Source organism: Staphylococcus sp. HMSC062H10 (genome assembly GCF_001836945.1).
GTDB classification, from domain to species: domain Bacteria; phylum Bacillota; class Bacilli; order Staphylococcales; family Staphylococcaceae; genus Staphylococcus; species Staphylococcus aureus.
This window is the reverse complement of the sequence record NZ_KV830979.1, coordinates 39,469-52,165: the sequence shown is the minus strand read 5'-3', so window position 1 is coordinate 52,165 and position 12,697 is coordinate 39,469. Positions and strand designations below refer to the sequence as shown.

The window sequence follows — 12,697 nt, the reverse complement described above, 5'->3', positions numbered from 1 at the left end:
CATAGAATTTGTCCAATTAAGTGTAGACGATTCAGTGCTAATTTTTTCAAATTCTAATGCAGATGCACCACTAACCATACCATATATAAAGAAAAAGACCACGAAAGAGAAAAGCAGTAGGATAGATGCAAATATCATAATGACATTAGAGTTTTCAGCGCCAAATTTAAATGTCAATGGGAAAATGATAGAGTATGCCCCTATGATACCAAAACTCATTAAACCTGACATAATACCAATCATCACACTTTGGGTCACGATTGTAGTCACAACTAATCCAATCATTAAACTTGCACCGAATAAGATTAAATAAAAGGCAAAGTATGACTTAATATAATCACTACGTTTAACCGGTAAAGTAGATACATAATACATCCATCTTGAGTCTTTTTCATGTTTAATATTATCAGTAATAGGTGTAATTAACATAACTCCAGCCATTGCCGAACTCATCAACGGATTAAATACTGCAAAGTATCCCGCAGCTATGATAGCGACTATAAAATAAATATATGTTTGCTTTCTCGTTGCATAAAAACTACTTAGGAACATACCTTTCATTATACTTCACCTCGCATTATGATTTTCGTAGCGTCATCAATGTGTTTTAAAGGTTCTGCATTTTCAATTTCTGCATAATCTTTAACTAAAATTTGATATTTCCCCTTTGACAATCTAGAAGCTATAATTAAATGCTTAGGAATTTCAACATCTTTATCTTCTGTCGTAACAATTCCATATTGTGCTAAAAGTATATCTTTCTGTTCAGTTAAAATCATTCGTCCATCTTTCATAAACACTAATTTATCCGCTAATTGTTCTATATCTTCAGAAATATGCGATGATATTAAGATGCCTCCACCTTGCGCGACAAAATCTTCTAATAGTTCCATTACTTCTTCTCGTCCAGAAACATCCATACCCGCAGTTGCTTCATCTAAAATCAAAAGTTTCACATCATGAGAAAGTGCAATCGTCAAAGCTATCTTCATTCGCATCCCTCTTGAAAAAGTTTTAATCTTAGTTTGTAGTGGCAACTCAAAATATTTGATTAAATCAAAGAATTTTTGACTATTCCAAGTCATATAAATAGATTGAAATACTTTATCAATATCTTTAATAGTCAATTTATTAGGTACTCTCAAATCATCAAACACTACACCTATGTGTTCTTTATATTCGACATCATCCATAGCATGTTCTTCCCCAAAAAATGCAATACTACCGTTATCTTTATGTCGATTGCCTACTAGAATATTAATTAATGTCGATTTACCTGAGCCATTTTTCCCAATTAATCCAACTGTCTCATTAGTAGAAATCGTTAAAGATGCATCTTGTAATTTAAAATCCGAAGACTTGTATTGTTTGTTCACACAATCTAAGTTTAACAATGTTGTCATATCCTTGCTCCTCTTTGTTTAATTTTAATAAAAACGTCTACTCTTCAATAAATAACTAAAGGCGTTATATATGAAAATAGCAATGATAAGTAGCAAACTGAAGCTTTGATTAATTCCAGTGGTAATTGAATAAAGCCCAATTACTACAATGGCTAGTATCAATATTGATAAGTTGATCGCATATGTTTTAAATAATGCAATTAATTCTATATGGCGTTCACCTTCATCCAATATTTCCAATCGCTTTTCAGTGTAATTCTTATCTGCAATTTTTGGCATTCTGTCATCAAATCTTCTATTAAACAGTGTAAATTGTGTATTGAAAATACCACTAGCAAAAAATGGTATTAAAAAGAATAGTATTCCATTTGCTTCAGCTTGTCCTACCACAAAAATAAGCAACACTAACAAGGCAATAACTGTCTGTAGAATACTTAATATACTTCCATTTAAAACATGACGATTCGCAAGCAATTCATATTGATCTGTTTCTTCGTTATCTACCTCTTCATCTACAAGTCGCTTATACTTCAATGCACGTCTTTGATTCATCAAAACAATGATTTCTATTAATATGATGATCATAGTCGCAATAATTGATATTACAACGACATTATTACGCGTTGCGAACGTCAAATTCTCAATACCCAATCCATCAAAGTTACCTAAAATTCCACCTATGATACCACCTACAAGTCCACCTAGTAAAAGATATCCGATATATCTTAGTATTTTCATGCCTCATCCTCCTCAATAATAAAAATAGTTTCCACCGTTTCATTGAAGATACGAGCAATCTTTATTGCAGTTAATACCGATGGCATAAAGTTGTTTCGCTCAATTAGCGAAATGGTTTGTCTTGAAACACCCGCTTGTTTAGCAAGCTGCGTTTGGTTTAAGCCATCTCGTGCTCGTAATTCTTTCAATCGATTACGCACATCGCATCAACTCCTCAACTACACTGTAAATGATATTTGTCTTTTTGACAACTATATTTGTCAAGTCTGCACAAAAAAATATGATTGTCCACCTAGTTATGACTTTTTGAAACTAACACCTCAACGCCTACAAGTCGTATTTTTTTACTTTCGTTACACCTTGCTTCATAATTAACAACATTCTAATTTTAGTATGATGCACGCATTTTCACTAAATCAAATCATTCAAAGGAGACTATTATGGCATTTACATTATCTGAAATTCAACAAGCACATCAACAATTTACTGGTGTTGATTTTCCAAAACTATTCAAAGCTTTTAAGGATATGGGTATGACGTACAATATTGTTAATATTCAAGATGGCACTGCAACATACGTACATCAATCAGAAGATGATATTGTTACTTCATCTGTAAAAAGTAATCATCCTGTCGCTCCAAGTTCAAATCAATCTATCGTTCAAGATGTCTTAACTAGACATCAACAAGGACAAACAGATTTCGAAACATTTTGTAATGAAATGGCTGAAGCTGGCATTTATAAATGGCATATCGATATTCAAGCTGGTACTTGTACTTATATCGACTTGAAAGAACAAGCTATTATTTCAGAATTAATACCTCAGTAATTTATATTTATAGCAATATTTTAATTATTATATAAAATATTGTTGATAATCATTATCGTTCGGTATAAAGTAAATACTATATACTACTTATGAGTGAGGTTGATTATCATGATAACTAACACTTTTATTTTAGGCATCACAGGCCCAACAAGTCTTGTCGTCATTAGCATTATTGCTTTAATTATTTTTGGTCCGAAAAAATTACCACAATTTGGTCGTGCTATCGGTTCTACTTTAAAAGAATTTAAATCTGCAACAGAAGATTTAGATAAAGAGTCTCACGATACACCCAGTAAGGAATCGAAGCAACAGCGAGAGCAATAGCACTGACCACACCTTAATGGTTCACTTTAGCGAACTACGCCATCGGTTAGTAAAAATTTTATTGTCGTTCGTCATTACGGTCATCGTCGTATATGTTTCATCATTTTGGTGGATGACACCATTCATAACGTATATTACCCGTGCACATGTGTCCTTACATGCATTTTCATTCACAGAAATGATCCAAATATACGTGATGATTATATTTTTCATCGCGTTTTGTTTCATTTCACCAGTCATGTTTTATCAATTGTGGGCGTTTATTGCGCCTGGTTTGCATAATAATGAGCGCCAATTTATTTATAAGTATAGTTTTTTTAGTGTGTTATTATTCTGTGCTGGCGTCGCTTTTGCATTTTATGTTGGCTTTCCAATGATCATTCAATTCGCGTTAAAATTATCATTAACTTTAAACATTTCGCCTGTCATTGGCTTTAAAGCATATTTGATTGAACTCATACGTTGGTTATTCACATTTGGCATTCTATTTCAATTACCAATATTATTTATGGGTCTTGCAAAATTCGGTCTTATAGATACATATTCTTTGAAACATTATCGTAAATATATTTACTTTGCTTGCTTTGTGCTGGCGAGTATCATTGCACCACCAGACATAACATTAAATATATTACTCACATTGCCACTCATATTGCTCTTTGAGTTCAGTATGTTCATTGTTAAGTTCACATGCCGAGGCAAACTGCCAACACATTAATCTTATAAGAATTAATGCTGTGATTATCGTTATACTGCAATACCGAATATTTCCAACATCGCAACAAAAAAACAGGCACTCGGCCTGTTTTTTATTTTTTAAATTTAAAGATTAAGAAAGCAACTACCATAATATAGGCAGCTTGTGCTATCAATGGTTCATAACTTGGATAGAAGCCCAACCAGTTCACTGTTGGGAATCCTTCGATAACATGTCTTGGCATCGCACCTAATAATTGTAACTTTTGAATACTTACGCCAAGCATTTTGAATCCCATAATAAAAATAAAAATCGACAATACTCTAAATATATAGAAAATAGGTATCAATCTGACGATAAATCTAAATAATAGCGCAAAGATAATTAATATCATGATGGCTAAGGCAATACCTATGATAAAATCTTTGGTCGCTAATTCGCCTATCATCCCCATATAGAAAATGATAACCTCAACACCTTCACGCAACACAGATATTAAACCAATCGTCGCTAACAATACCAAATTACCATTACTAATCGCATTGGCATACATATTTTTAATCATATCATTCCAGCGTTTCGCATTCGAACGTTTATGCATCCAAACACCAACGATAAACATTAATATGACCGCAACGATACCTAATCCCGCTTCCATACTCTCACGAAGCATACCGCTATTTCCTAGTGTTTCTACGAATGTAATTGCTAAAACGATACTCAATACAAGTCCGGCAATTGCACCACCAATAACACTTGCAGTACCCTTATTATCTTTGACATTACGCGTCATAGTAGTCAATGTCATTACAATTAATAACACTTCTAGACCTTCACGTAAAAAGATAATCATCACATCGACAAAGCTATAACTATGGCCAACAACCTCTTTAATTTGGTTATTTAAATCTACTAAGCCATCTTTCACATGCGATTTATTATGTTCGTCTAATACACTTTGATAATATGGTATTTTATCTTCAATTTTCGTATACAAAGCACCATCTTTAGTTTGAATTTGACCTTCAACATATGGCCAAATTTCTATAAAATGTGTAAGCGCAGTATCAGCATCCGACAATTGATTGTTGTCGATAGCTTTAATCGCCTTCTCTAACTCATCATTTAATTGTGATACATGGTATTGATCATTTGCAGACGTATCACTTTTTTTATCGACATGATCAATATTTGATTTAAAAGTTGTCCAAGCATGTGATACTTTTGCCGTATCTAATGGTGACTTATGAATTGCAATTCTAAGTTGTAATAATGCGACTTCAATTTGTCCATATTGATTTGCGTCATAATTGCGAATCACTGTTTCATTACTAGTCCAAATCTGATTCAAACTATTGTTCAAAGATTCTAATTCCGCTTTATTTTTGTCTTTAATCGCTTTTGTCATCGCTGCATCTTTGGCATCGACTTGCTGTTGCAACAATTTAATTTTAGAACCCGCATCTTTACTAGCCAATTTCTCTTCATAAGCAATTAATGACTTCGTTAATTGCGAAAGTGTATCTTTTTGATCATCATTCGCTTTTGCATCTTCAAGCTTTCTCACATTTGATTTGACAGCATTACCTTCGCTATTATCTTCAAGCGATAATTTCTTAACTGCACTTACCACTTGCTCAATTGCTTTCTGCTTATTGTCATTCGATATCGAATTATTAGAAAGTGCAGATTTCGCATCCGTTATCACACTATATACATCACTAATACTTTGTTGTTCTGCTGCCTGACTTTTCAGTAACCCAAAGTTACACACCATAGCAGCAGTAATTAGCATTGCTATAATTTTAGTCAAATAATGTTTCACCAAGGTATCCTCCCTTACTAACACCTGGTAATACTAAAAATGAAGCAGAACCTCTATGTGTAATGTATTCGTTTAATTTATCATTACTACCTAAATTGTTTTGAATATCGATAAATTGTTGGGTCGCTTTTTGAAAAGCAATGAACAACAAGCCTGTTTCGAAGTTACCTGTACGATCATCCGTACCATCCACATAATTAAAGGCTCTACGTAAAATTGACGTATTAGCTTCTTTCGCTAGTCTCGTATGGGCATCTTTATCAATAATATATTCGCCATGACTATCTTTCGCTTTTAAGTCAATTTCATCAAATTCTTTCCCGCCTGTTAACGGCGCACCACTATGTCGTTTCCGACCAAATGTTGCCTCTTGTTCTTCTAATGCAGTTCGATCCCACGTTTCAATGTGTATTTGGATACGTCTGACAACACAATAAGTTCCATGCTTCGCCCATCCATCATCAATAAACACATAATCTTTAAGTTGATTATTCTTCCTAGGATTAATTGTTCCATCTTTAAATGCCATTAAATTTCTTGGCGTTTCCTTACCTTTAGCAGAGATAAAACCAGATTGCGCCCAACGCACCTTAACAATATCTCGAAACGGACGAACTAAATTATGAACCGCATGAAAAGACACTTGTGAATCATTTGAACATGCTTGAATCATAATATCGCCATCGCTGTAATCGTCTATTAACTGATCATTCGGAAAATGCGGTAAATCTTTAAAGGCATCGGGAATCTTACTAGATAACCCAATTTTCTTCATCAAAGACTTACTAATCCCAAAGGTGATTGTTAACTTACTCGCCCCTAATCCAATCGATTCACCAGTATCTACTGGCGGCATTAAAGGATTGTTACTGGCCTTGCCAACTGTATCTCCATCCATCATACGATCAGCCATAACCGTCCACTTTTTAAACATTGCCTTAATTGCATCTCTATCTTTTGACTTCAAATCTAACGCAACGAAATTGCATGTTTTTTGCGTGGGTGTGGTAATGCCTGGTTGCACTTTACCATAAAATTCATATGCATCCTTTTCTGGGTCTTCAGGTGTATTAAACATCGATTTGAAAGACCAAACACTACCCACACCACTCGCGCCAATTGCCACACCAGCACCACCAATACCTAACATTTTTAGAAATGTACGTCTTGAAAATTGTGTGCTGTCATTAACTTGTTCGTAATTTGTCATTCAGTAATCACAGCCATCTTACTTAGTGGCTCTCCTAATGCATTAACGGCATCTGCAAATGCTTTACGATCTTTTTTCGATACTTTTTCAAATGATTCATAACCACCATTCTTATCTTTATATTTATCTAAAAGTTGGTTTACTTTATCGAAGTTTGTTTGAATATCGTCACTTAATTTTTTATCTTTTTTCTCTAGAATTGGTTTGAATAAATCATAAATTTTTTGTGCACCTTCAACGTTCGCTTTAAAATCATATAAATCTGTATGCGAGTAAATTTCTTCTTCACCTGTAATTTTAGAAGTTGCAACTTCATTTAATAAGTCTACAGAACCTTGCAACATTAATTTCGGTGTAATATCTAAAGTATCTGCTTTTGCATGTAATTCTTTAGCATCTTTTAATAATTGTTGTGCGTCTTTTTTAGTCATATCATCAATTTTGTTATCTTCATATAAGTCTTTTTCAATTTTATGATATCCTGACCATTCTTTTTCTTTTTTCTCTTCTTTCATATCTGCTAGACGCGCATCAATTTTAGGATCTAAGTCACCAAATGCTTCGGCAACTGGTTCAGAGCGTTCATAATACATACGCACTTTTGGATATAATGCTTTTGCTTGAGCCATATCATTATTTTCAATTGCTTTAACAAATTTCTCTGTTCCTTTTAAAAATTCATTCAACTGTTCATCAGTATATTTATCATATGCTTTAGTTGCTTGTTTCAACTCTGCTTTAATACCGTCATCTTTTTTCGATGCCTTTGAATCATTTTTCTTACTATCGTCGTTCCCACATGCAGCAATTAATAACGTTGATGCTAATAATAGCGTTGTTAATTTTTTCATTTTGACACCTCATTATAGAAATTCTATTATCCCCATAGACATGCCCTCATTCGTACTATCTCACACTCCCTAAATGCCAAGATAATACGTAGCTCTTAAAATGATGATTTTAAGGCAAACTCCCATGAACATTATCTAGTTGATAATAATTATCAAAATCATTATATTGTTATAAAATAATACTGTCAACAACCTTTTATTTTTAGAAAATAAATAAAAGAGCGATACCATTTTAAATGTCATCACTCTTTTGTAAGTCTAATTTGTTATTTGGAGTTGTATTCTGATTTCAATAAACTATAGATATAACTCGATGAATAAATACCATTTAGTAATTCATTGTCACGTAACATACCTTCTCTAGTAAATCCCAGTCTTTCAGGAATAGCTTGGCTTTTTTCATTATTAGCTGCGGCACTGATCTCAATTCGATTTAAGTCAATCTCATCGAAGCAATACTTTATCAATGCCTCAACTGCTTGTGTCATAATCCCACGACCCTCAAATTGTTTATCTAAATAATACCCTAAAGAAGTTTTTCTGTGCATGTGATTAATTTCATGTAAACCTATGACACCAACTAGCGTTCCCACATACCAAATACCACACTGAAATCCATTACCATCAGCAAATTGCAAAAGTCCTCTTTTGATAAATGCACGCGTATCTGATGGTTGCTCAGTTGCATCTACCCAAGGTAACCATTCCCTAAGTGAATCTCTTGAACGATTGACTAAATTGAAAAGCGCTTCTGTGTCATGAGCTTCTAAAATTTTTAATGTCATTTGTTCATTCACTTTCATTCCAAACATACCATCACATCCTCATTCATTTTTCATATAATTCTGTAAATTATCACTATAATAACATATTGTTATTTCACCTTACATATTAAATTTGTTTTCTATCAACTAAGGGAGTGAAATAGAATTGATAAAGACCCACTAATGATTTATTATGTAGCGCTTCTTACACATCACCCTATTCCATATCGCACAACTTAAATTAGATATCAATTTATTAACCATTCCAAATTTATATTTAAAAATACGACAAAACAGTGCTAAAATGCTATTAAAGGAGGCACTGCTCATGGCATCATTGAAAAATAAGCATTTTATGATTGGACTATCATTAACATTTATAGTCGCATTATTTAGCTTTTTAGCAGCTAAATTGCCAATCTTAGATAAGGTTGGCGCATTAACTATCGCGATATTAATCGCTATTCTATATCGTCACTTTAGAGGATATCCTGAACAATATAGCTCAGGTATTACGTTTTCATCTAAATATTTATTAAGATTTGCAATCATCCTATATGGACTTAAACTCAATATATTCGATATTATCGGTCAAGGTAGTAGACTATTAGCCATCGATGTAGGTGTCGTTATTTTCAGTATTGTAATGATGCTCTTTGTCAACAAACTGTTGCATGGTGACAAAAACATCGCATTATTACTAGGTGTAGGTACAGGCGTTTGTGGTGCTGCCGCTATTGCTGCAGTAGCTCCAATATTCAAATCACGTGAAAAAGATACAGCTATTAGTATCGGTATCATCGCATTGATTGGTACGATATTTTCACTTATATATACAGCTATCTACGCTATCTTTTCAATGACGACAAATGTTTATGGCGCTTGGTCTGGCGTTAGTCTTCATGAAATTGCACACGTTGTCTTAGCTGGTGGCTTTGGTGGTAGTGATGCACTTAAAATCGCACTTCTTGGTAAACTTGGTAGAGTATTCTTACTGATTCCATTAACCATCGTACTTATTTTAATTATGCGTTTCCGTTCATCAGAATCATCTAGCAAGGGTCGAATAAGCATTCCATACTTTTTAATTGGATTTGTCATTATGGCCTTAGTGAATACATATGTAACTATCCCGTCAGCATTGCTAAATATTTTAAATACTGTATCAACCATTTGCTTATTAATGGCCATGGTTGCTTTAGGGTTAAATGTTGCATTTAAAGATCTTAAAAATCGTGCACTTAAACCGCTTATGACAATCATTATTACCTCAATATGCTTGTCATCACTTGCCTTTATCGTCGTTCACTGGCTATATAGTTAATATAAAAAGACGCTCAAACACATACAAATTTAGTGTGCCGAGCGTCTTATTTTTATACTTTAAAAGTCGTATTGGTTGTTTTCTTCTTCAAGCACTTGTTGTTGTACTTTAGCAGTTCGCATTGTGGATTGTGCCAACGCTTTTAAACGAAATACAACATCATCATTGACAATTTGTTGATTTGAAAAGTCCCTCTCTTCAATGAATACATACGTTTGCATCGTATGTGCTTTCATGTAACTCAATATTGGTTTTAAATGCATTTCAGGAATTAAATAATGTTTACTAGAACCTGCTGTCGCTACAAGTCCTATTACCTTATCGCGAAACGCATTGACCGGAAGTAAATCAAATACATTTTTCAAAGCACCAGGGATGGAAGCTTGAAAAATTGGAAAACCAATAAAAATCACATCAGCCTGCATTAACGACGTCGTTAATTTATATACATCTCCTGTAGTATCTAGATAATTCTTTCCAACGCTAAATTCTAATTCGAGATCTCGTAAATCCATCAATTCTATTTGGTGTCCCTCATTGATGACTTCTAGTTCATTTTTTAAATCATCCATAGCAATTCTCGTTTTAGAACCTACTGTAGAACCTGACAATAATACAATATTCATGATGACGCCCCTCCTATTTTGATAAATGCTTTTTAATCGCCGGTATAATGTCGTTGCCAATTAACTCAATATTCTTCATAACATTTTCAAATGGCACACCGCCAAAATCAATCTGTGCCATAAAACGTTGATGACCATACAACTCGTGTTGATACAATATCTTTTCAATAATTTGTTGCGGGCTTCCAACCATTAGCGCTTCTCTATAATCTGGTGAATTAGCAAATTGCTGTTTCGGATAACCAACGCCACGAATAAATGACATCCCTGTATTCAAATGTGGATAAAATTCTCTCATAGCATCCTGAGTTGTTTCAGCTGTATAAAACAAACTCGCTGTACTTACTGGTAAAGACTTAGGCGAAGCATCGAAACCTGCTTCAGTTGCCGCTTGACGATAAGCATCTATAGAACCTTTAAAGTTCATTGCTGGGCCACCAAGGGTTGTAATCATCATTGGCACACCTTGTTTTCCCGCTTTGATAGCACTTGCAGGTGGACCACCAACAGCACGCCATATTGGCAATATATTATCGATTGGTCTTGGGAATATTTTCATATTTCTAAGTTCTGGACGATATTTTCCAGACCAAGTAATACGCTCAGTTTTATTTAACTCTAAAAGTAAACCTAATTTTTCTTCAAACAATTCATCATAGTCTTTTAAATCATAGCCAAACAAATCAAAAATCCCTGTTCTTGATGCTCTACCAGCCACAATTTCGGCTCTACCATGAGAAATCAAATCTAATGTCGCGAAGTCTTCAAATACTCTTACAGGATCTGTTGCACTAATAATCGTTGAAGAACTTGAAACTTTAATATGCTTTGTCGCTTGGGCAATTGCACCTAACACAACCGTATGTGCCTGTGTTGTAAAATGCTCCTGATGACTTTCACCAACTGCAAAAACATCAATACCTGCTTCATCTGCTAATTTACTTGCTTCAATAATTTCATTAATACGTTGCTCATAACTAACTTTTTCACCTTTAAATGGATTCAATAAATGATCACCTAAGGAATACAAACCAAACTCAAGAGGCGTATTTTTATTCATTTCTAATTTTGCCATTAAACATTCTCCTTTATATTTCGTGTAACTTACTTTCAATTTGTTCACGTTTTGCTTCTAAAAAGTCAGGCAAGTTCAATTGACTTCCTAATTGTTCAACAGGTGTATCAATAGTAAATCCAGGCGCTTCAGTCGCAAATTCATACATAATTGAATTATGGCGATAGTATAATGATTTAAAGAAATAGCGATCAATTATACCTGAATTACTTTGTGGTTGTTGCTGTAATTTCTTGTAAATTGCATCTAAGTCATTCATTTGTGGTGTATTAACTGCAATATGATGGATATAACCTCGTCCAGGTCTTTCACGTTGTCCCTGTTGCTCAATAACTACAAAATCCGAATATAAACCTTGTGGTGCTAATGTCAGCACATCGAATGATTCATTATCTCTTTTGCGATAACCTAAGACATTTTCCAAAAATTCTACCGTACGCGCTGCATTTCTAACTCTTAATTCTACTGGCCCTATTCCTAAAATTTGATATGCTAGAGGTATTTCACTATAAGCGTTATGTTGCCATTGATGTGGTACTTCAAAACTATCATTAACAAGCAGTATGATTTCTAAGTCGTCTTCATCTTTAAAGACAACACCTTCTCGTCCAAGATAGTACAAACGTTCAGACTTAATACCATTATTCTCAAGACGTTTTTCAAAATAATGAAGTGCCGCTTGATTTGGTACTAATAATGAAAATCGATAAATCGTTTCAGTACCTGGCTGCTTATGACCCGCATTGGGAATTTCAAAAAAGCTTAAAATTGTTCCGGCTGTACCTACTTCGTCCCCATAAAACAAATGATACATTGAAGGATTGTCTTGATTAACCGACTTTTCAACCAATCGTAATCCAAGGACATTTGTGTAAAAATCCTTATTACGTTTTGCATCTTTTGTATACATGGATATGTGATGATGCCCTACTATATTCATACTATCCCTCCTATTAGTATAAATTTTATACCAACTTACATAAAAAAGATACTTATATGCCATTTACCCCTTTTCTGCAAATAAAAATAT

At 33.8% G+C, this 12,697-nt stretch carries 15 protein-coding genes; 4 read left to right on the top strand and 11 right to left on the bottom strand.

Annotated elements, in window-relative coordinates; translation table 11 throughout:
• From HMPREF2658_RS07540 to HMPREF2658_RS07525, 4 genes are all read right to left on the bottom strand, one after another.
• On the bottom strand, positions 1–561 hold a 561-nt coding region (locus HMPREF2658_RS07540; RefSeq protein ID WP_070854300.1), incomplete at its 3' end, for an ABC-2 transporter permease.
• Entirely contained in the window at positions 561–1,403 is an 843-nt protein-coding gene (locus HMPREF2658_RS07535) for an ABC transporter ATP-binding protein (protein WP_000209476.1), read from the bottom strand. The genes HMPREF2658_RS07535 and HMPREF2658_RS07540, both read right to left, overlap by 1 nt.
• A gap of 24 nt (positions 1,404–1,427) precedes the next feature.
• Positions 1,428–2,141, bottom strand: coding sequence for a DUF3169 family protein (locus tag HMPREF2658_RS07530; RefSeq protein ID WP_000698755.1), 714 nt, complete (start codon positions 2,139–2,141; stop codon positions 1,428–1,430).
• The gene (locus HMPREF2658_RS07525) at positions 2,138–2,341 is read right to left on the bottom strand and encodes a helix-turn-helix transcriptional regulator (RefSeq protein WP_001246012.1); all 204 of its coding nucleotides are present in this window, start codon (positions 2,339–2,341) and stop codon (positions 2,138–2,140) included. Before HMPREF2658_RS07525 ends, HMPREF2658_RS07530 begins: the two co-directional genes overlap by 4 nt.
• Before the next feature lie 240 nt (positions 2,342–2,581).
• On the opposite strand from HMPREF2658_RS07525, the gene HMPREF2658_RS07520 reads away from it, so the two are divergent.
• The 3 genes from HMPREF2658_RS07520 (at position 2,582) to tatC (ending at position 4,013) form a co-directional block, all read left to right on the top strand.
• Positions 2,582–2,971: a DUF1398 domain-containing protein gene (locus HMPREF2658_RS07520; RefSeq protein ID WP_000886016.1), complete on the top strand. Its 390-nt coding sequence runs from the start codon at positions 2,582–2,584 to the stop codon at positions 2,969–2,971.
• Positions 2,972–3,070: 99 nt separating this feature from the next.
• Positions 3,071–3,295: a twin-arginine translocase TatA/TatE family subunit gene (locus HMPREF2658_RS07515; protein ID WP_001794540.1), complete on the top strand. Its 225-nt coding sequence runs from the start codon at positions 3,071–3,073 to the stop codon at positions 3,293–3,295.
• 16 nt (positions 3,296–3,311) lie between these two features.
• A complete protein-coding gene (gene tatC / locus HMPREF2658_RS07510; RefSeq protein ID WP_001621675.1) occupies positions 3,312–4,013 on the top strand; it encodes a twin-arginine translocase subunit TatC in 702 nt (233 codons plus the stop codon).
• A 91-nt stretch (positions 4,014–4,104) separates the two neighbouring features.
• Here tatC and HMPREF2658_RS07505 read toward each other — a convergent pair whose 3' ends face one another.
• The 4 genes from HMPREF2658_RS07505 to HMPREF2658_RS07490 form a co-directional block, all read right to left on the bottom strand.
• Complete coding sequence (locus HMPREF2658_RS07505) at positions 4,105–5,817, bottom strand: FTR1 family iron permease (protein ID WP_000683712.1); 1,713 nt, start codon at positions 5,815–5,817, stop codon at positions 4,105–4,107.
• Entirely contained in the window at positions 5,798–7,027 is a 1,230-nt protein-coding gene (gene efeB / locus HMPREF2658_RS07500; RefSeq protein WP_000186234.1) for an iron uptake transporter deferrochelatase/peroxidase subunit, read from the bottom strand. The genes HMPREF2658_RS07505 and efeB overlap by 20 nt, the downstream gene beginning before the upstream one ends.
• Positions 7,024–7,878: an iron uptake system protein EfeO gene (efeO, locus tag HMPREF2658_RS07495; protein WP_000737207.1), complete on the bottom strand. Its 855-nt coding sequence runs from the start codon at positions 7,876–7,878 to the stop codon at positions 7,024–7,026. Before efeO ends, efeB begins: the two co-directional genes overlap by 4 nt.
• Before the next feature lie 266 nt (positions 7,879–8,144).
• Positions 8,145–8,690 carry a GNAT family N-acetyltransferase gene (locus tag HMPREF2658_RS07490; protein ID WP_000467657.1) on the bottom strand — a complete coding sequence of 182 codons (546 nt, stop codon included), beginning with the start codon at positions 8,688–8,690 and terminating at the stop codon, positions 8,145–8,147.
• A 280-nt stretch (positions 8,691–8,970) separates the two neighbouring features.
• Here HMPREF2658_RS07490 and HMPREF2658_RS07485 point away from each other — a divergent pair, with 280 nt between their 5' ends.
• Complete coding sequence (locus tag HMPREF2658_RS07485) at positions 8,971–9,966, top strand: YeiH family protein (protein WP_000157635.1); 996 nt, start codon at positions 8,971–8,973, stop codon at positions 9,964–9,966.
• Positions 9,967–10,025: 59 nt separating this feature from the next.
• Here HMPREF2658_RS07485 and HMPREF2658_RS07480 read toward each other — a convergent pair whose 3' ends face one another.
• From HMPREF2658_RS07480 to HMPREF2658_RS07470, 3 genes are read right to left on the bottom strand one after another with little or no spacing between them, the layout of a single operon-like run.
• A complete protein-coding gene (locus HMPREF2658_RS07480; protein ID WP_001028427.1) occupies positions 10,026–10,592 on the bottom strand; it encodes an NADPH-dependent FMN reductase in 567 nt (188 codons plus the stop codon).
• Between the two features lie 13 nt (positions 10,593–10,605).
• Complete coding sequence (locus HMPREF2658_RS07475) at positions 10,606–11,667, bottom strand: LLM class flavin-dependent oxidoreductase (RefSeq protein WP_001086099.1); 1,062 nt, start codon at positions 11,665–11,667, stop codon at positions 10,606–10,608.
• A gap of 13 nt (positions 11,668–11,680) precedes the next feature.
• Positions 11,681–12,607: a VOC family protein gene (locus HMPREF2658_RS07470; RefSeq protein WP_001028223.1), complete on the bottom strand. Its 927-nt coding sequence runs from the start codon at positions 12,605–12,607 to the stop codon at positions 11,681–11,683.
• Between the last annotated feature and the right edge of the window lie 90 nt (positions 12,608–12,697).